Below are 18820 nucleotides of genomic sequence, written 5' to 3'. Positions count from 1 at the left end.
CGGCCGTCGTAACCTGGCAATCATGAAACAGTGCACGCACGCCGACGCGCTGCCGCACCCGGAACCCGTGGCGCTCAACGAGACGTGCCCGGAGTGTCTGGCGGACGGCACGCACCCCGTACAACTGCGGCTCTGTCTCAGCTGCGGGCATGTCGGCTGCTGCGACTCCTCGCCGGGGAGGCATGCGACAGAACACCACAAGAAGTCCGGTCACCCGGTGATGCGGACCTTCGAGCCGGGCGAGGAATGGCGTTGGTGCTTCGTGGACCACGTACTCGTGTGACCCTGGATCCGGACGGTTCGACCGTCTGACGTCTGGGTACGTCAACCCGGCGCGCGCTCTTCCCAATTGGAGCCGCAGACCCCTAGACACGGAGCGTATCCACAGGTTTACTGTGAGTGACGGCAAGGGGTTGGGGTCCTGGGGACAGGAAAGTTCAGAGCGCGATAGCGTCACCGCTGAACCACACATCGCGTTACCCCGGGGGGCGACCCTCGGCCCCGAGAAGCTTGTACCACCTTGGAGGTGAGGGTGTCCCAGATCGCAGGCGAGCCCGCGACCCAGGACTTCGTGGAAGTCCGGCTGCCGGCCGCGGGTGCCTACCTGTCGGTGCTGCGTACGGCCACTGCCGGCCTCGCGGCCCGTTTGGACTTCACCCTCGACGAGATCGAGGACCTGCGCATCGCGGTGGACGAGGCGTGCGCGATCCTGCTCCAGCAGGCCGTGCCCGGCTCGGTACTGAGCTGTGTGTTCCGGCTCGTCGACGACTCGCTCGAGGTCACCGTCTCGGCCCCGACCACGGACGGCCACGCTCCCTCCAGGGACACCTTCGCCTGGACCGTGCTGTCCGCCCTCGCGGGCAAGGTCTCCTCCGCCGTGGACGAGGACAAAACCGTTTCGATCAGCCTCTACAAACAGCGCGGCGCGGGACCCGGGCCGGCGTGAGGAACGGGGACGGGCCGGTGCGGGACGAAGAGCGCGGCACACGAGAGCTGTCGGACGGCACTCCCCCCTGCTCGGACGGAGCCGAGAGCCTGGGGGTGGGCCCGAGCGGTCCGAGCGGTTCCCGACGCGTGGTGGGCGGCATCGACGGCATCCCCGAGCAGGCCCGGCCACACCCGGAGGACGACTCCGCGGAGACCGGCTTCCTGGACGACGGTCGGGATGACGAAGGCGCCGTGCAGGGCGCGCCTCAGGGCGGAGGGAGCGGAGTCTCCCCCGTCCGTGTGGAGGCGAGGGCTCGGGAGAGGGCAACGGGCGGGACGATGAGCGAGCACGAGCGAAACGCCGAGGACGAGGCGATGGGCGCGCACAGCGTGCAGGCCACGCAGCACGACCCTCAGGACCGCAGCGGGGCGCGCGCCATGTTCATCGAGCTGCGCAAGCTCCAGGACGGCAGCGCCGAGTACGCGGAGCTGCGCAATCAGCTGGTCCGTATGCACCTGCCGCTCGTCGAGCACCTCGCGCGCCGCTTCCGCAACCGCGGTGAGCCACTGGACGACCTCACCCAGGTCGCCACCATCGGCCTGATCAAGTCGGTCGACCGCTTCGACCCGGAGCGCGGCGTCGAGTTCTCGACCTACGCGACGCCGACGGTCGTCGGCGAGATCAAGCGGCACTTCCGGGACAAGGGCTGGGCGGTGCGGGTGCCGCGGCGCCTGCAGGAGCTGCGCCTCGCCCTGACGACGGCCACGGCCGAGCTGTCCCAGCAGCACGGCCGCTCCCCCACCGTCCATGAACTCGCCGAGAAGCTAGCGATCTCGGAGGAGGAGGTCCTGGAGGGCCTGGAGTCCGCCAACGCGTACTCCACGCTGTCCCTGGACGTCCCCGACACCGACGACGAGTCCCCCGCGGTCGCGGACACGCTGGGCGCGGAGGACGAGGCGCTGGAGGGCGTCGAGTACCGCGAGTCGCTCAAGCCGCTGCTCGAAGACCTCCCGCCGCGCGAGAAGCGGATCCTGTTGCTGCGGTTCTTCGGCAACATGACCCAGTCGCAGATCGCGCAGGAGGTCGGGATCTCCCAGATGCACGTGTCGCGGCTGCTGGCGCGGACGCTGGCACAGCTGCGGGAGAAGCTGCTGGTGGAGGAGTGACGGTCAGGCCCGGGTACTACTCCTGATCCGATGCGCTGCCGGGCCCCCGGATTCCGAGGGCCTGGGTCGTCTCCTGGTTGATCAGGAGCACGAGCGTGGCGATCGCGGCCGCCGCGATCGCGATGCCCGCCGGGATCGCGATGCTGTCGGCCTGGAGCAGGCTGTAGGCCACCGGCAGGGCCAGGATCTGCGTGATGACGGACGGCCCTCGACTCCAGCTGCGCTGAGCGAAGAGGCCCCGCGCGGCGAGCAGCGGCAGCAGCGCGAGCACGATCAGGGTCACGCCGAGGGTGACGGCCTGCCGGCGGTCGTCCGGATCACCGACGAGACCAAGGACGAGCACCCAGATGCCTCCGACGGCGAGCGCCAGCCCTTCCAGCGCGGTGAGTACCGCCGCATACGTCAGTCGGCGCGGGCGCGGACCGGTGGTTTCCGGGGTGGTGGGGGTCTGCTCCTTGGTCACCCCTGAAGGGTAGCCCTCGGGTGTATCGCCCCCGCCGCCCCTACCCGTCCCATCCCCAGGGGCGCCGCCCCTTCGACCCCGCTTCCCAGGGGCTCTGCCCCCCCTGGACCCCCGCTCCTCAAACGCCGGAGGGGCTGGATTTGCCCCGTCCGGCGTTCGAGGATGAGACCGCTCCGTCCCCAGCCCCCACCCACCCACCCGCAGGGGGCTCCGCTTCTCACCGCCGGCCCAGGCATTCCAGCCCGTCCGGCGTTTGAGGACGAGGCCCCTTCAGGGCCGAAGCGGGGGTCTGGGTGCGGCAGCCCCCAGCAGGGCCCGCGTGGATTCCGGTCACCTCCCAGCGGACGGCACCAGCACACGCGGCCCAACCGACGGAGTCCCCCCGTGTTGAGACTCACGCGCGATGTCTTACTTGATCCCTACCTCGGCCTGTGCCCGGTACCCCCCAGTAGGTACGCTGCAACTCATGCGTGCACTTCTCGTGGTCAATCCGGCAGCAACCACCACAAGCGCACGTACGCGCGATGTCCTGATCCATGCGCTCGCCAGCGAGATGAAGCTCGAGGCGGTCACCACCGAGTACCGCGGCCACGCGCGCGACCTGGGCCGGCAGGCGGCGGAGAGCGACGACGTCGACCTGGTGGTCGCCCTCGGCGGTGACGGCACGGTGAACGAGGTCGTCAACGGCCTGTTGCACAACGGCCCCGACCCGAAACACCTCCCCCGCCTCGCGGTGGTCCCCGGCGGCTCCACCAACGTCTTCGCCCGCGCGCTCGGCCTGCCCAACGACGCCGTGGAGGCGACCGGCGCCCTGCTCGACGCCCTGCGCGAGGGCAGCGAGCGCACGGTCGGCCTGGGCCTGACCTCGGGCACGCCCGGCACCGAGGACGAGGCCGTGCCGGGACGGTGGTTCACCTTCAACGCGGGCCTCGGTTTCGACGCCGGCGTGGTCGGACGGGTCGAGCAGCAGCGCGAGCGCGGCAGAAAGTCCACACACGCGCTCTACGTCCGACAGGCCCTGCGCCAGTTCTTCGGCGAGGCGCACCGCCGGCACGGGACGATCACGCTGGAGCGGCCGGACGCCGAGCCGGTGACCGATCTGGTTCTCTCCATAGTCTCGAACACCTCGCCGTGGACCTTCCTGGGCAATCACCCGATGTACGCGTCACCTAAGGCCTCGTTCGATAAAGGCCTCGACGTACTCGGTCTCAGCCGCATGACGACAGCCGCGGTTGCCCGGTATGGCACCCAGTTGCTCACTTCGTCCCCCGAGCGCGGACCCCATGGAAAGCACGCCGTCTCACTCCACGACCTGGACCGCTTCACCTTGCATTCGAAGGTCCCCTTGCCCCTTCAGATGGACGGCGACCATCTGGGGCTGCGTACGAGCGTGACGTTCACAGGCGTACGCCGTGCACTGCGTGTGATTGTGTGAGCGGAACGGGCTAAAGTCCTTTCACTCGAACGTTTAGGCCAGGATCCACCCCATGGAAGTACGGCTGTGACCTAGTCGACACCGAGGAATCAAAAAAAACTTTCCGGAAGGGGTTGTATCCGCCGCTGAGGTTTGCGAGTCTCTACGTGGCGATCGGGACAGCCCGCAACACCGGCTCCACAGATCACCGGAACCCCTCTTCAAATCACAGGACCTCGCCGGGAACCTGGCGGTCGGCCCTTCACTTGTTGAGGGATTCGTGAAAGCGTTCACATTCACAAGCAACTTGCACGTAATACACAAGGAGAGGTAGCAGCCATGGACTGGCGTCACAACGCCGTTTGCCGCGAGGAAGACCCCGAGCTCTTCTTCCCTATCGGCAACACCGGTCCTGCGCTGCTGCAGATCGAGGAAGCCAAGGCCGTCTGCCGTCGCTGCCCCGTTATGGATCAGTGTCTGCAGTGGGCGCTCGAGTCCGGCCAGGACTCCGGCGTCTGGGGTGGTCTCAGCGAGGACGAGCGCCGCGCCATGAAGCGCCGCGCCGCCCGCAACCGGGCCCGTCAGGCCTCCGCCTGACAACACCCGCCCCGCAAACAGCCTGAGCTTGGCGGCGCGTACAGCGAGTACGCATCTCCCGCCCCCGAGCCGCAGCGCGCAGTACCCCCGATGCGCAGCAAATGCTGGCAACGAGCATGTTGAGCCCCAGCCCCCTGAACGGGCTGGGGCTCTTTGCTGTCCACAGGCCGGCGAACAGCGAACATCCAGCCGTTCACGTGTGTGTTGGGGGGGGCATGGAGGGCGTGTGTGCAGTGCGCCACCGCGCCACCGTGGTGCACGGCACACGGCCCCGTCGGCGCTTACTTGTGCGCCCGCACCGGGAGATCGAGGATCACCCGGGTCCCCCGCTCCGGCGCCGGCACCATGTCGAACGTGCCGCCCAACTCGCCCTCCACCAGCGTCCGTACGATCTGAAGGCCGAGGTTGCCCGCGGTGTGCGGGTCGAAGCCCTCGGGCAGGCCCACGCCGTCGTCCTGGACGGTGACCAGGAGGCGGGCCTGCTTGGTCGTGCCGCCGCGGACCGCCGAGACCTCGACCGTGCCGGTGTCGCCCTCGCGGAAGCCGTGCTCCAGGGCGTTCTGCAGGATCTCGGTCAGGACCATCGACAGCGGGGTGGCGACCTCGGCGTCCAGGATGCCGAAGCGGCCGGAGCGGCGGCCGGTGACCTTGCCGGGCGAGATCTCGGCGACCATCGCCAGCACCCGGTCGGCGATCTCGTCGAACTCCACGCGCTCGTCCAGGTTCTGGGAGAGCGTCTCGTGCACGATCGCGATCGAGCCGACCCGTCGTACGGCCTCTTCGAGAGCTTCGCGGCCGCGGTCGGACTCGATGCGCCGGGCCTGGAGGCGGAGCAGGGCGGCCACCGTCTGGAGGTTGTTCTTGACCCGGTGGTGGATCTCCCGGATCGTCGCGTCCTTGGTGATCAACTCGCGCTCGCGGCGGCGCAGTTCGGTGACGTCCCGGAGCAGGACCAGCGAACCGATGCGGGTGCCCTTGGGCTTGAGGGGGATCGCCCGGAACTGGATGACTCCGTCGCCCGACTCGATCTCGAACTCGCGGGGCGCCCAGCCGCTGGCCACCTTGGCGAGCGCCTCGTCCACGGGGCCGTGGGTCGGGGCGAGTTCGGCGGTGGTCTTGCCCAGGTGATGGCCGACGAGGTCGGCGGCGAGGCCGAGGCGGTGGTAGGCGGACAGCGCGTTCGGGGAGGCGTACTGGACGAGGCCGTCGGCGTCGAGGCGGATCAGGCCGTCGCCGACGCGCGGCGAGGCGTCCATGTCGACCTGCTGGTTGGCGAAAGGGAACGCGCCGGCCGCGATCATCTGCGCGAGATCCGAGGCGCTCTGGAGGTACGTCAGCTCCAGGCGGCTCGGGGTGCGGACGGTCAGCAGGTTGGTGTTGCGCGCGATGACACCCAGGACGCGCCCGTCCCGTCGTACGGGAATCGACTCGACGCGGACCGGCACCTCCTCGCGCCACTCGGGGTCGCCCTCCCGCACGATCCGGCCCTCGTCGAGCGCGGCGTCCAGCATCGGGCGGCGGCCGCGTGGGACGAGGTGGCCGACCATGTCGTCCTGGTACGAGGTCGGGCCGGTGTTGGGCCGCATCTGTGCGACGGACACATAGCGGGTGCCGTCACTCGTGGGGACCCACAGGACCAGGTCGGCGAAGGAGAGGTCGGAGAGCAGCTGCCACTCCGAGACCAGCAGGTGGAGCCACTCGAGGTCTGAGTCGTCGAGGGCCGTGTGCTGGCGTACGAGTTCGTTCATGGAGGGCACGTGGCCGAGCGTACCTGGCGGTACGGACATGGCTCGAAACCAGCCACTTCAAGGAGCTGCGGGGGCCGGAAACACCCGCGGGCCGCGGCGCCTGGGAGGGACCCTCAACCCTCCCGGCACCGCAGCCCGGAGCAACATCGGCCGTGGGGTGTGCGGTCCCGGTCGGCCGAAGGATGAGGAGCCGGGGCAGTCAGGGCAGAGAGCTCCGGTTCCTCGGTCCGCCTTCCTGTGCGGGGAAGGCGGAAGTCGGTGCGTTCTTCTCCTACGCACTCCTTCGCATTGTGGACTAGACCACTCGGGTGTGTCCATGCGTTGGAGCCTGTTTGTTGTTGACGGTTCTTCGCGGGCTCCGAGCCAGTCGGAGAACCAGTGGGACACCCTGACGTCCACCACGCAGCCTAACCCGTGTGGGTTCATGTGCGGGGCCAGTTGGCCATGGCAATTTCCGCGAGCGCCTCCAGTTCCTCCCGGCTCGCCCCGTCGCGCGCCTGTTGTGACATGCCCTGGATCATCGCGCCCGCGTGCCGGGCGAGGGCGGCGGCGTCGGTGCCGGACGGGAGGGCGCCCGTGGCGATGTCCGCTTCCATACGACTCCGGACGGCCGCGATGGTGGCATTGCGCCGATGCCGTAGCGACTCCTCCACCTCGGGCGTGGAGCAGTTGGTGGCCGCGTGGGCGACGAGGCAGCCGTGCGGATGGGCCGGATCGGTGTACTCGGCGGCGGCCTCGCGCAGCATCCGCGCGACGGCCGCGCGGGCGGTGGGCTCCTCGGCGAGGGCGCGATCGACGAAGGAGCCGTACCGCACGTCGTACGCGCGGACGGCCTCTTCGAACAGGGACTGCTTGTCCCCGAAGGCCGCGTACAGGCTGGGAGCGCCGATGTTCATGACGCGCGTGAGGTCGGAGACGGAGGTCGCCTCGTAGCCGCGCTCCCAGAACGCGAGGATCGCCTTCTCCAGAGCCGTCTCACGATCGAAGGAGCGGGGGCGGCCGCGGGGTCTGGCCGCCGGGCGGGCCTGCAGGCCGGTCTCCTCGCCCTCCTTGTTGCTCACCATGGAGCGCATTTTATAGCGGACGCTAGACAAATGTCGGCGAGGCGGCCTACGGTTATTTTTGTAGCGACCGCTAGGGAACTTTTGTTCACTCGGGCCCGGGCATCCGGATGCCCTGCTCTGTTAGATTGGTCTAAACCACATGCCCTCTTGAGATCGGCAGGCCCAGCGTGGAAGTTGTCATCGTTCCGGACGCCAAGGCGGGTGGCGAGCTGATAGCCGAGGCCATGGCGCAGTTGCTCCGACGCAAGCCCGACGCCGTGCTCGGTGTGGCCACCGGGTCGACGCCGCTGCCCATCTACGCGGCGCTCGCGGCCAAGGTGCGCTCCGGTGCCGTGGATGTCTCACGGGCGCGGATCGCGCAGCTGGACGAGTATGTGGGGCTGCCCGCCGAGAATCCGGAGTCGTACCGGTCCGTGCTGCGGCGCGAGGTGCTGGAGCCGCTCGGGATCGGAATGGATGCGTTCATGGGGCCCGACGGTACGGCCGCGGACGTACAGGGGGCGTGTGAGGCGTATGACGCGGCGCTGGCCGCTGCCGGGGGCGTCGATCTGCAGTTGCTCGGGATCGGGACGGACGGGCACATCGGGTTCAATGAGCCGTGTTCGTCGCTGGCGTCGCGGACGCGGATCAAGACGTTGACGGAGCAGACGCGCGTCGACAACGCCCGGTTCTTCGACGGGGACATCGAGCAGGTGCCGCATCACGTGATCACTCAGGGCATCGGCACGATTCTTGAGGCGCGGCACCTGGTGTTGCTGGCGACGGGTGAGGGCAAGGCGGATGCGGTCGCCGCGACTGTGGAGGGGCCGGTGGCTGCCGTTTGTCCGGCCTCGGCGTTGCAGTTGCATCCGCATGCGACGGTTGTTGTGGACGAGGGGGCGGCGTCGAAGTTGAAGCTTGCCGACTACTTCCGGCACACGTATGCCAACAAGCCTGACTGGCAGGGGATTTGAGAAGCGGATTGCCTCTGCCGGGTTCGGCTTTCTGCGGGCTGCGGGCCGTACGTGGCTGGTCGCGCCCACGCGGCGGAGCCGCATATCGATACAGCCCCGCGCCCCTGAGGGCATACAGGCGCCGGTCCCCTTTCAAGGGACCGGCGCCTTAGTCGTCGTAACGACTACTCCCCCGCGATGACCTCCGCCGCCGCCCGGCCGCACACGCGAGCCGCGCCATGCGTGGCGATGTGCAGGGCACCTCGGGGTGGGGCCTGGGGGACGCCCATTTCGACCACGATCGTGTCGGGGCGGGCCTCCAGCAGGGTGTCCAGGGCGCGCCGCATCCAAGGGTGCCGGTGTTCGTCGCGGACCACCGCCACGATCCGCCGGGGCCCCGCCGCGTCCAGTGCTTTCCGACCCGCTTCCTCTCCCGTGAAGGTGCCCGTCTGTGTGCCCGTGAGCAGGCGGGTCAGTTCCGCCGCCACGCCCCAGGGCGTCTCGTCGCCCACGGCGATGTTCGCCACCGGGGTGAGGGCGGCGACGTAGGGCGCTTCGGTGAGCGGGGTGAAGTCCGCGGCGCCGGTCGCCCGCAGGGCGCGGCGGGCGGCGACGAGGCCCACGTCCGTTCGGCCCTCGTCCTCGGTCCCCGCTGTGGCGGTCGCCGTCCAACGGGCCAGTTCGCGGACCCGTTCCGCGGCGTCCGCCAGGCGTTCCTCGGGGAGTTCGCCGACGCGGACCGCGGCGATCAGGGCGTCCCGCAGACGGCGTACCGTCTCGTCGTCCGCCAGGCCGCCGCCCACGCAGATCGCGTCGGCGCCGGCCGTGATGGCGAGGACGCTGCCGCGTTCGATGCCGTAGGTGGCGGCGATGGCCTGCATCTCCATGCCGTCGGTGACGATCAGGCCGGTGTAGCCGAGGTCGCCGCGCAGGAGGTCGGTCAGGACGGGGCGGGAGAGGGTCGCCGGGTGGTCGGGGTCCAGGGCGGGGATGAGGATGTGCGCGCTCATCACCGCCCTCGTGCCGGCGGCGATCGCCGCGCGGAACGGGGAGAGTTCGCGGTCCGACAGCACGTCCAGGGCGGCGTCGATGCGCGGGAGCGCGTGGTGGGAGTCGACCGCCGTGTCGCCGTGGCCCGGGAAGTGCTTCGTGCAGGCCGCCACGCCCGCCGACTGGAGGCCGGTGACGTAGGCCGCGGTGTGGCGGGCGACCAGGGCGGTGTCGGCGCCGAAGGAGCGTACGCCGATCACCGGGTTCGCGGGGTTGGAGTTCACGTCCGCCGACGGGGCCCAGTTGAGGTTCACCCCGCAGGCGGCCAGGCGGCGGCCCAGTTCGGACGCCACCTGCCTCGTCAGCTCCACGTCGTCCACCGCGCCCAGGGCGTGGTTGCCGGGGAAGCTGGAGCCGCACCTCACCTCCAGCCTCGTCACATCACCCCCCTCCTCGTCGATCGCGACCAGCACGTCGTCCCGTTCGGCGCGCAACTGGGCGGTGAGGGCCGCGAGTTGTTCCGGCGAGGCGATGTTGCGGCCGAACAGGCCGACGGAGGCGAGGCCCTCGCCGAGGCGGCGGAGCAGCCAGTCGGGGGCGGTGGTGCCGGTGAAGCCGGGCTGGAGGACCGTCAGCGCGTCGCGCGTCAAGCCATCTTTTCCCGAATTGGATGCAGTGGTGCCGCTGGCGAATGTCGTCATCGGGTGGCGTTATCCCTTCACTGCGCCGGCCGTCAGGCCGCTGACAGCCCTGCGCTGCAGGAAGACGAAGAGGATCAGGATCGGGATGGCGAAGAGGGAGGACGCCGCCATCGTCGCGCCCCAGTCGTTGCCGAAGGCGGTCTGGAAGCTGGACAGCCACAGTGGCAGGGTCTGGGCCTCGGTCTCCTTGTTGAGCACCAGGACCAGGGGGAATTCATTCCATGCGGTGATGAAGCCGAACAGGGACGTGGACATCAGGCCCGGGGCCAGCAGCGGCAGGATGACCTTGCGGAAGGCCTGGGCGCGGGTGCAGCCGTCGACCATCGCGGCCTCCTCCAGATCCCGGGGCACCGCGGCGACGAAGCCGCGCAGGGTCAGGATGGTGAAGGGCAGGATCATCATCATGTAGAAGGCCGTCAGCGGCACGAGGCTGTTCAGCATCGACGCGTCCCGCACGATCATGTACATCGCGATGATCATGACCTCCCAGGGTGCCATCTGGGCCAGCATGAAGCCGATGACGAAGCCGCGCCGCCCCTTGAAGCGCATCCGGGCCAGGGCGAAGGAGCCGGCCAGCGCGAGGACCAGGGCGAGGACGACCGCGCACAGGGTGACGACCAGCGAGTTGGTGACGTACGTCCAGAAGTGGTCGACGCCGGTCGCCCGCTCGAAGTGCTCGAAGGTGACGTCGGTCGGGAACCAGACGGGGTCCTCGGAGATGATGTCGCCGGTCGGTTTGAACGCCGTGGCGAACATCCAGTACACGGGGAAGACGAAGCCGATGAACAGGGCGACGGCCGTGACGTTGGGCCACAGGCGGCCGAAGAGCGAGCGCTTCACAGCCCGGCCTCCTCTTCCTCTCGCTTGAGCACGATCCTGAGGTAGTAGGCGGTGATGCCGAGCAGGATCAGGATGGTCAGGACGGCGATGGCGGCGCCCATGCCGTAGTGCTGGTTGCCGACGCCCTCGATGTAGGCGTAGACGGGCAGGATCTCGGTGAGCCGGTCGGGGCCGCCGCCGTTGATGGTGAAGACCTGCACGAACGCCTTGAAGACCCAGATGATCTCCAGGAACGTCGTGGCGTAGAGGAAGGGGCGCAGGAAGGGCAGCGTCACCGTGGTGAAGCTCTTCCAGCCGCCCGCGCCGTCGAGCGCCGCGGCCTCGTAGAGCTCGTCCGGGATGGTGGTCGTGGCCGCGTACAGGTTGATCGCGACGAACGGGATCGACTGCCAGACGATCAGCACCGTGACCACGAAGAAGGTCGACATCTGGCTGCTGGTCCAGCTGTAGTCGGCCATGGAGTGCCAACCGAGCTTGTCCAGGACCCAGTTGACGACGCCGAAGCGCTGGGCGAACAGCCACTGGTAGACGGTGGTCGCGGCGACCACGGGCATCGCCCAGGCCAGCACCAGCCCGATCATCAGGGTGACCCGCATCCGCTGCCCGAGGCGGGCCAGCAGCAGGCCGACCAGGGCGCCGAGAACCATGATCAGGGCGACGTTGACCGCCGTGAACAGGATCGAGCGCAGGGTGACGCGCCAGAAGTCCCCGCCGGTGAGGACCTCCTTGTAGTTGTCGATGCCGTTCCACTCGGTGACGTGCTGGATCAGCTGCGCCATGTTGAGGTTCTGGAACGACAGCAGCACGTCCTTCAGCAGCGGCCAGCCGAGCAGCAGCACGGTGGCCACGCAGGCCGGCAGCAACAGGAGGTACGGGGTGAGCGCGCCGAGGCGCGAGGCGGCCCGCGGTCCCTGCCCTGCGGGGCCGCTCTCGTCCCTTTTGACTACGTCCACCGGGCCGGAGGGCGGCCGTTCGGTCTGCACGGTCATGCTCGCGATCTCTCTTCTCGACCTACGTACGTAGACCCGCGTGCGGTTGCCGGGGCGGAGGGCGGCACGCGCGTCCCCCGCCCCGGCGCGAACACCGGCGCCTTGTCCTGCCGCTGCTCCTACTGCTGCTGCGACAGACGCTTGTTGAACTCGTCCTCGACCTGCTTCGCCGCCTCGGCCGGGGACTTACCGTTCAGCACGGCCGTCATGTACGTCTTGATCGGGTTGGGCGCGTTCTCCACGGCGGCCCACTCCGGGATCAGCGGCGTGGTGCCACCGCCCGCGGCGGCCGGCGCGGCGGCCTCGGCGACGGCGTTGCCCTTGAGGTTGGTCTGCAGCGACTCCTTGTTCGGGATGACGCCGTTGAGCTTGGCCAGCTCGCCCTCGTACTTGTCGGACAGGGCGATCTTCAGGAACTCCTTGGCCAGCTCCTGCTTCTGGCTGCCCGCGGCGACCGCGAGGTTGGAGCCGCCGAGGAAGACACCCTCGGGCTTGTCGGCCGTGGCACCCGGGATGGTGAAGTAGCCGATCTCCTTCTCGATCTTCTTGTTGGCCTCGATGGCGATGCCGGCCTCCCAGCCCATGCCGATGAAGGCGCCGACATTGCCCTTGCCGAAGACCTCGCCCTGCTGCGGGGTGGCCTCGTCCTTGTCCTTGGGGGCCTTGGACAGGGCCTGGAACTTCTTGTACGTCTCCATGGCGGCGGCGATCTTCGGGTCGGCGAGGTTGGAGACGTACTTGTCGCCGTCCTTCTTCACCAGCTCGGCGCCCTCACCGATGGTCAGGCCGACGAAGTGGTACCAGTTCTGGCCGGGCAGGTAGATCGGCTCGGCGTCGGTCTTCTCGCCGATCTGCTTGAGGTCGGCGTAGAACTCGTCGCGGGTCTTGGGGGTGTCCTTGATGCCCGCCTCGGCCCAGATCTTCTTGTTGTAGAGGACGACTCGGTTGGCGAAGTACCAGGGCGCGGCGTACTGCTTGCCGTCGTAGATGGAGGACGCGTTGAGGGACTCGGTCCAGTCGGCGCCGATCTCGGTCTTGACGTCGGCGAGGTCGGCGAGACCGCCGGTCTTGGCGTAGGCCGGGGTCTGGGTGTTGCCGATCTCGAAGACGTCCGGCGGGTTCTCCTCGGACAGGGCGGTGGTCAGCTTCTGCTGGATGCCGTTCCACTGCTGGACCTCGAACTTGACCTTGGCCTTGGTCTTCTTCTCGAACGCCGCCTGGACGTCCTTCTGCCACTGGTCCGGCGAGGAGCCGTCCATCACCCACACCGTGAGCGTCTGGCCCGCGTACCCGTCCGCCCCGGCCTTGCCCCCGCCGTCACCGTCGTCGCCCCCGCACGCGGCCAGGGAGATCATCATGCCCGCGACACCGATCGCGGATATCAGCTTGCGCTTCACGCCACCCTCCTCAGGGATGCCCACACCTCCCGCCCATGGGCCGGGACCTGGACCAATGGTGTAGACCAGTAGGGGGGAGCTTGGACCAGACCAGGAAGCGTGTCAAGGGTGGCCGAATGGCCCCTGACCAGCCGTTATGCGACCTACATATGCAGGAACCTTTAAGTAAGAAGGCAGCGAAAAACAGCGGGGCCGGAGTACTCTCGTCCGCTAGACCACTTCGACGTTGTGGACTAGACCAAATGAGGCGGCGACGGTATACAGAAGGGATCACGAGGTGATCCGCATCCGGAGCCGGGAAGGCAGGCCATGAGTACCGACGTCAGCAGTGCGGAGAACGAGGGTGGGGCAGGCGTTCGTACCGCGCGCGTGCCCAAGTACTACCGCCTGAAGAAGCACCTGCTCGACATGACGGAGACGCAGTCTCCCGGCACCCCGGTCCCGCCCGAGCGCACGCTGGCCGCCGAGTTCGACACCTCCCGCACGACCGTGCGCCAGGCCCTCCAGGAGCTGGTCGTCGAGGGGCGCCTGGAGCGCATCCAGGGCAAGGGCACGTTCGTCGCCAAGCCGAAGGTCTCGCAGGCCCTGCAACTCACCTCGTACACCGAGGACATGCGCGCCCAGGGCCTGGAGCCGACCTCGCAGCTGCTGGACATCGGCTACATCACCGCCGACGACCGGCTCGCCGAGCTCCTCGACATCACGGCCGGCGGACGGGTGCTGCGCATCGAGCGGCTGCGCATGGCCAACGGCGAGCCGATGGCCATCGAGACCACGCATCTGTCGGCCAAGCGCTTCCCGGCCCTGCGCCGCTCCCTGGCCAAGTACACGTCCCTCTACACCGCGCTCGCCGAGGTCTACGACGTCCATCTCGCCGAGGCCGAGGAGACCATCGAGACCTCCCTGGCCACCCCGCGCGAGGCCGGCCTGCTCGGCACCGACGTGGGCCTGCCGATGCTGATGCTGTCCCGGCACTCACAGGACCGGGACGGGCAGCCGGTGGAGTGGGTGCGGTCGGTGTACCGGGGGGATCGCTACAAGTTCGTCGCTCGGCTGAAGCGGCCTGCCGACTGAGCGGGCGAGGCGGACAGCGCCCCGAAGGGGCGCGGGGCTGTGTCCGATATGCAGCTCCGCCGCGTGGGCGCGACAAGCCACGACGGCGCCGCGGACACACGACGGCATCACGGCTCTCCCAGCGGAGCGCTACCGCGGTGTAGCGCAACTGCCGCTCCTGCTCTACGTTCCTCCCGTCGCCGCATGGACGGGAGGACTCCCCGGTGCGTACCGCGAACGTCCGATCCATCGTCATCTGGACCCTCGTCGCGCTCGTCGGTGCGTCGGGCTGGTCCGTGCTCGCGCTCTCCCGGGGCGAGGACGTCTCGGCCGCCTGGATGGTCGCGGCCGCCCTCGGCTCGTACGCCATCGCCTACCGCTTCTACGCCAAGTTCATCGCGTACAAGGTCCTGAAGGTCGACAGGACCAGGGCGACCCCGGCCGAACGCCTCGACAACGGCATCGACTTCCACCCCACCGACCGCCGCGTCCTGCTCGGCCACCACTTCGCGGCGATCGCCGGCGCCGGACCGCTGGTCGGCCCGGTGCTGGCCGCGCAGATGGGGTATCTCCCGGGCACGATCTGGATCATCGCGGGCGTCATCTTCGCGGGCGCGGTCCAGGACATGGTGGTGCTGTTCTTCTCCACCCGCCGGGACGGACGCTCGCTGGGGCAGATGGCGCGCGAGGAGATCGGCCCGTTCGGCGGCGCGGCCGCGCTGCTCGCCGCCTTCGCCATCATGATCATCCTGCTCGGTGTGCTGGCGCTGGTGATCGTCAACGCCCTCGCCCAGTCCCCCTGGGGCACCTTCTCCATCGCGATGACGATCCCGATCGCCCTGCTGATGGGCTTCTACCTGCGGGTCCTGCGCCCCGGCCGGGTCACCGAGGTCTCCGTCATCGGCGTGGCCCTCCTGCTGCTCGCCCTGGTCGCGGGCCGCTGGGTCGCCGAGTCGTCGTGGGCCGACACCTTCACCCTCGCGCCCTCGACGCTGGTCGTCTGGCTGGTGGCGTACGGCTTCATCGCCTCGATCCTGCCGGTGTGGATGCTGCTGGCGCCGCGCGACTACCTCTCCACCTTCATGAAGATCGGCACGATCGTGCTGCTCGCCCTCGGTGTGGTCATCGCCCTGCCGACGCTGAAGATGGACGCGGTGACCGACTTCGCCTCGCGTGGCGACGGCCCGGTCTTCGCGGGGTCCCTGTTCCCCTTCGTCTTCATCACCATCGCCTGCGGCGCCCTGTCCGGCTTCCACTCGCTCATCTCGTCCGGTACGACGCCGAAGATGATCCAGAAGGAGACGCAGGTCCGGATGATCGGCTACGGCTCCATGCTGATGGAGTCGTCGGTCGCCGTGATGGCACTGGTCGCCGCGAGCATCATCGACCCGGGGCTGTACTTCGCGATGAACGCGCCCGCCGGGGTCATCGGGGACACCGTGCAGAACGCCTCGCAGGTCGTGGGCAGTTGGGGCTACCAGATCTCCCCCGAGGCGCTGGCGCGGGCGGCGGAGAACGTCGAGGAGGCGTCCCTGCTCTCCCGCACCGGCGGCGCGCCCACCCTCGCCATCGGCGTCTCGGAGATCTTCTCCCAGGTCACCGGGGACGGCCTGCGCGCCTTCTGGTACCACTTCGCGATCATGTTCGAGGCGCTGTTCATCCTGACCGCGCTGGACGCCGGCACCCGCGTGGGCCGGTTCATGCTCCAGGACACGCTGGGCAACGTCTACCGGCCGTTCAAGAACGTCAGCTGGAAGCCCGGCCTGGTCATCACCAGCGCGATCGTGTGCGGATCGTGGGCCCCTCGGCGGCATCAACCAGCTGTTCCCGATCTTCGGCATCTCGAACCAGCTGCTGGCCGCGGTCGCCCTCGCCGTCTGTACGACCCTGCTGGTGAAGTCCGGACGCCTCAAGTGGGCCTGGATCACCGGGGTCCCGCTCGCCTGGGACGCCACGGTCACGCTCACCGCCAGCTGGCAGAAGGTCTTCTCCAGCGACCCCAAGGTCGGCTTCTTCAAGCAGCGTCAGGTGTTCCAGGACGCCATCGACCGCGGTGAGGTGCTGCCGCCCGCCAAGACCATGGACGACATGCACACCGTGGTCACCAACTCCACCGTGGACGGCGTCCTCTCGGCGGTCCTCGCCCTGCTGATCGTCGTCGTCATCGTCGACGCGGCCCGCGTCTGCGTCCGGCACGTCCGCCGCCCGGCGCTGTCCACGCTGAGCGAGGCGCCGTACGTCGAGTCGAAGATCGTCGCCCCGGCGGGACTGTTCCCGACCCGGGAGGAGAAGGAGGAGGCACGCCATGACGTCGGCGCTGCGGCGGGCACTTAGGGGTGTGCGCTGGTATGTACGGGAGCTGACCGACGAGTCGGCGTACGACCGCTATGTCGCACACATCCGCCGGGACCACCCGCAGGCGGCCGTGCCCTCACGCCGGACGTTCGAGCGCATGCGCACCGACCGTCAGGAGCAGGACCCCCGGCAGGGCTTCCGCTGCTGCTGAGCCGCAGGCCGCGCGGCAAGCGCTGTCAGTCGAGTGCTATCCGTTATACGGACGGGGGTTCCATAAAGCGAAACCGTCGCCTAGATTTCCTGCGCATTGCACAGGTGATCAGTGAGGGGACGGAGCCGCCGTATGTCTGATGCGCCAGAAGTGAGACCACCGGTGGTGACACCCGTGCGTGTGGTCATCGCCCTCTGCCTGATCGCGCCGTTCGTGGCGATGCTGTGGGTCGGCTCGTACGCGAAGATGGACCCGGCCTTCGCCGGTATCCCGTTCTTCTACTGGTACCAGATGCTGTGGGTGCTGATCTCCACCGCACTGACGATGATCGCGTACAAGCTGTGGCAGCGTGACCAGCGTGCACGCCGTGGGGGTGCCGAGTGAACGACGGCGTGAACGGCGTCGCACTCGCCGTCTTCATCATCTTCTTCCTGGCCGTCACGGTCATGGGCTTCCTGGCCTCGCGCTGGCGCAAGGCCGAGAACGAGCACAGCCTCGACGAATGGGGCCTGGGCGGCCGGTCGTTCGGCACCTGGGTCACCTGGTTCCTGCTCGGCGGCGACCTCTACACGGCTTACACGTTCGTGGCGGTCCCGGCGGCGATCTACGCGGCCGGCGCGGCGGGCTTCTTCGCGGTGCCGTACACGATCCTGGTGTACCCGCTGATCTTCACCTTCCTGCCCCGCCTCTGGTCGGTCTCGCACAAGCACGGATACGTCACGACCTCGGACTTCGTGCGCGGCCGCTTCGGTTCGAAGGGCCTGTCGCTGGCCGTGGCCGTCACCGGCCTGCTGGCGACCATGCCGTACATCGCGCTCCAACTGGTCGGCATCCAGGCGGTGCTGGACGTGATGGGCGTGGGCGGCGGTGAGAACACCAACTGGTTCATCAAGGACCTCCCGCTCCTCATCGCCTTCGGCGTGCTGGCGGCGTACACCTACTCCTCGGGTCTGCGCGCCCCGGCGCTGATCGCGTTCGTGAAGGACACGCTGATCTACGTCGTCATCGCGGTGGCGATCATCTACATCCCGATCAAGTTGGGCGGGTTCGACGAGATCTTCGGCGCGGCGAGCGAGAAGTACACGAAGGCCGGTGCGGGCGGCCTGATCCCGCCGGAGGCGGGCCAGTGGACGTACGCCACGCTGGCGTTGGGCTCCGCGCTCGCGCTGTTCATGTACCCGCACTCGATCACCGCGACGCTCTCCTCCAAGAGCCGTGAGGTGATCCGCCGCAACACCACGATCCTGCCGCTGTACTCCCTCATGCTCGGCCTGCTGGCCCTGCTGGGCTTCATGGCGATCGCGGCCGGAGTCTCCGTCACCAACCCGCAGTTGGCGATCCCGCAGCTCTTCGAGGACATGTTCCCGTCCTGGTTCGCGGGCGTGGCCTTCGCGGCGATCGGCATCGGTGCCCTCGTGCCCGCGGCCATCATGTCCATCGCGGCCGCGAACCTCTTCACCCGCAACATCTACAAGGACTTCATCAAGCCGGACGCGACGCCCGCGCAGGAGACCAAGGTCTCCAAGCTGGTCTCGCTGCTGGTGAAGGTGGGCGCCCTGGTCTTCGTCCTCACCATGGACAAGACGGTCGCGATCAACTTCCAGCTCCTCGGCGGCATCTGGATCCTGCAGACCTTCCCGGCCCTGGTCGGCGGCCTGTTCACCCGCTGGTTCCACCGCTGGGCCCTGCTGGCCGGCTGGGCGGTCGGCATGATCTACGGCACGGTCGCCGCGTACGGCGTCGCCTCGCCGACGCAGAAGCACTTCGGCGGCTCGGCCAAGGCGATCCCCGGCATCGGGGAGATCGGCTACATCGGCCTCACGGCGTTCGTGCTGAACGTGGTCGTGACGGTCGTCCTCACCTTCGTCCTGAAGGCGGCCAAGGCCCCCGAGGGCATCGACGAGACCAGGCCCGAGGACTACACGGCGGACGCGGGCGACCCGGGCGTCAAGGTGGAACTGCCGCCGGCGACCGCGGGTTCGTCCCACTGAGCACCTGACATCGACGGGCCGCCGGAGAAATCCGGCGGCCC

17 protein-coding genes and 1 pseudogene are annotated in these 18820 nt (G+C 68.8%); 11 read left to right on the top strand and 7 right to left on the bottom strand.

Annotated features, from left to right (window positions below):
- Positions 1-22 precede the first annotated feature (22 nt).
- The 3 genes from ACIREI_RS15010 to ACIREI_RS15000 all read left to right on the top strand — a co-directional run bounded on the left by ACIREI_RS15010 (position 23) and on the right by ACIREI_RS15000 (position 2094).
- A complete protein-coding gene (locus ACIREI_RS15010; RefSeq protein WP_403332410.1) occupies positions 23-283 on the top strand; it encodes a UBP-type zinc finger domain-containing protein in 261 nt (86 codons plus the stop codon).
- Positions 284-532: 249 nt separating this feature from the next.
- On the top strand, positions 533-946 hold the full coding sequence (locus ACIREI_RS15005) for an anti-sigma regulatory factor (RefSeq protein WP_004925829.1): 414 nt from the start codon (positions 533-535) through the stop codon (positions 944-946).
- Between the two features lie 17 nt (positions 947-963).
- The gene (locus tag ACIREI_RS15000; RefSeq protein ID WP_403332407.1) at positions 964-2094 is read left to right on the top strand and encodes an RNA polymerase sigma factor SigF; all 1131 of its coding nucleotides are present in this window, start codon (positions 964-966) and stop codon (positions 2092-2094) included.
- A gap of 16 nt (positions 2095-2110) precedes the next feature.
- Here ACIREI_RS15000 and ACIREI_RS14995 read toward each other — a convergent pair whose 3' ends face one another.
- On the bottom strand, positions 2111-2557 hold the full coding sequence (locus tag ACIREI_RS14995) for a hypothetical protein (RefSeq protein WP_403332404.1): 447 nt from the start codon (positions 2555-2557) through the stop codon (positions 2111-2113).
- Positions 2558-3023: 466 nt separating this feature from the next.
- Between ACIREI_RS14995 and ACIREI_RS14990 the strand changes: the two genes are divergently transcribed.
- Together ACIREI_RS14990 and ACIREI_RS14985 are read left to right on the top strand one after the other, a co-directional pair.
- The gene (locus ACIREI_RS14990; protein ID WP_403332401.1) at positions 3024-3992 is read left to right on the top strand and encodes a diacylglycerol/lipid kinase family protein; all 969 of its coding nucleotides are present in this window, start codon (positions 3024-3026) and stop codon (positions 3990-3992) included.
- A gap of 318 nt (positions 3993-4310) precedes the next feature.
- Positions 4311-4568: a WhiB family transcriptional regulator gene (locus ACIREI_RS14985; RefSeq protein ID WP_006142322.1), complete on the top strand. Its 258-nt coding sequence runs from the start codon at positions 4311-4313 to the stop codon at positions 4566-4568.
- A 281-nt stretch (positions 4569-4849) separates the two neighbouring features.
- Here the strand turns inward: ACIREI_RS14985 and ACIREI_RS14980 are convergent, their stop codons facing one another.
- Both ACIREI_RS14980 and ACIREI_RS14975 read right to left on the bottom strand, forming a co-directional pair.
- Entirely contained in the window at positions 4850-6316 is a 1467-nt protein-coding gene (locus ACIREI_RS14980) for a sensor histidine kinase (protein ID WP_403332941.1), read from the bottom strand.
- A gap of 422 nt (positions 6317-6738) precedes the next feature.
- Positions 6739-7380: a TetR/AcrR family transcriptional regulator gene (locus tag ACIREI_RS14975; protein ID WP_403332398.1), complete on the bottom strand. Its 642-nt coding sequence runs from the start codon at positions 7378-7380 to the stop codon at positions 6739-6741.
- 167 nt (positions 7381-7547) lie between these two features.
- On the opposite strand from ACIREI_RS14975, the gene nagB reads away from it, so the two are divergent.
- Positions 7548-8333 carry a glucosamine-6-phosphate deaminase gene (gene nagB, locus ACIREI_RS14970; protein ID WP_403332395.1) on the top strand — a complete coding sequence of 262 codons (786 nt, stop codon included), beginning with the start codon at positions 7548-7550 and terminating at the stop codon, positions 8331-8333.
- 164 nt (positions 8334-8497) lie between these two features.
- Here nagB and ACIREI_RS14965 read toward each other — a convergent pair whose 3' ends face one another.
- From ACIREI_RS14965 to ACIREI_RS14950, 4 genes are all read right to left on the bottom strand, one after another.
- The gene (locus ACIREI_RS14965; RefSeq protein WP_403332392.1) at positions 8498-10003 is read right to left on the bottom strand and encodes a glycoside hydrolase family 3 protein; all 1506 of its coding nucleotides are present in this window, start codon (positions 10001-10003) and stop codon (positions 8498-8500) included.
- A gap of 9 nt (positions 10004-10012) precedes the next feature.
- The gene (locus tag ACIREI_RS14960) at positions 10013-10843 is read right to left on the bottom strand and encodes a carbohydrate ABC transporter permease (protein WP_403332390.1); all 831 of its coding nucleotides are present in this window, start codon (positions 10841-10843) and stop codon (positions 10013-10015) included.
- Positions 10840-11832, bottom strand: a complete 993-nt coding sequence (locus ACIREI_RS14955; protein ID WP_403332387.1) for a carbohydrate ABC transporter permease — start codon at positions 11830-11832, stop codon at positions 10840-10842. The genes ACIREI_RS14960 and ACIREI_RS14955 overlap by 4 nt, the downstream gene beginning before the upstream one ends.
- A gap of 119 nt (positions 11833-11951) precedes the next feature.
- Positions 11952-13229 carry an extracellular solute-binding protein gene (locus tag ACIREI_RS14950; RefSeq protein WP_403332384.1) on the bottom strand — a complete coding sequence of 426 codons (1278 nt, stop codon included), beginning with the start codon at positions 13227-13229 and terminating at the stop codon, positions 11952-11954.
- A 309-nt stretch (positions 13230-13538) separates the two neighbouring features.
- Here ACIREI_RS14950 and ACIREI_RS14945 point away from each other — a divergent pair, with 309 nt between their 5' ends.
- The 5 genes and pseudogenes from ACIREI_RS14945 (at position 13539) to mctP (ending at position 18779) form a co-directional block, all read left to right on the top strand.
- Positions 13539-14303 carry a GntR family transcriptional regulator gene (locus ACIREI_RS14945; RefSeq protein WP_403332381.1) on the top strand — a complete coding sequence of 255 codons (765 nt, stop codon included), beginning with the start codon at positions 13539-13541 and terminating at the stop codon, positions 14301-14303.
- 203 nt (positions 14304-14506) lie between these two features.
- Positions 14507-16616, top strand: a pseudogene (locus ACIREI_RS14940) (carbon starvation CstA family protein).
- Positions 16588-16788 (top strand): CstA-like transporter-associated (seleno)protein, encoded by a 201-nt coding sequence (locus ACIREI_RS14935; protein WP_403332378.1) that lies wholly within the window; start codon positions 16588-16590, stop codon positions 16786-16788. Before ACIREI_RS14940 ends, ACIREI_RS14935 begins: the two are co-directional and overlap by 29 nt.
- 132 nt (positions 16789-16920) lie before the next feature.
- Entirely contained in the window at positions 16921-17172 is a 252-nt protein-coding gene (locus tag ACIREI_RS14930) for a DUF3311 domain-containing protein (RefSeq protein WP_403332375.1), read from the top strand.
- Positions 17169-18779 carry a monocarboxylate uptake permease MctP gene (gene mctP / locus ACIREI_RS14925; RefSeq protein ID WP_403332372.1) on the top strand — a complete coding sequence of 537 codons (1611 nt, stop codon included), beginning with the start codon at positions 17169-17171 and terminating at the stop codon, positions 18777-18779. The genes ACIREI_RS14930 and mctP overlap by 4 nt, the downstream gene beginning before the upstream one ends.
- Positions 18780-18820 lie beyond the last annotated feature (41 nt).

It is taken from the genome of Streptomyces sp. NPDC093591 (genome assembly GCF_044764885.1).
GTDB lineage: Bacteria > Actinomycetota > Actinomycetes > Streptomycetales > Streptomycetaceae > Streptomyces.
This window is presented reverse-complemented; position numbering and strand designations above follow the sequence as displayed.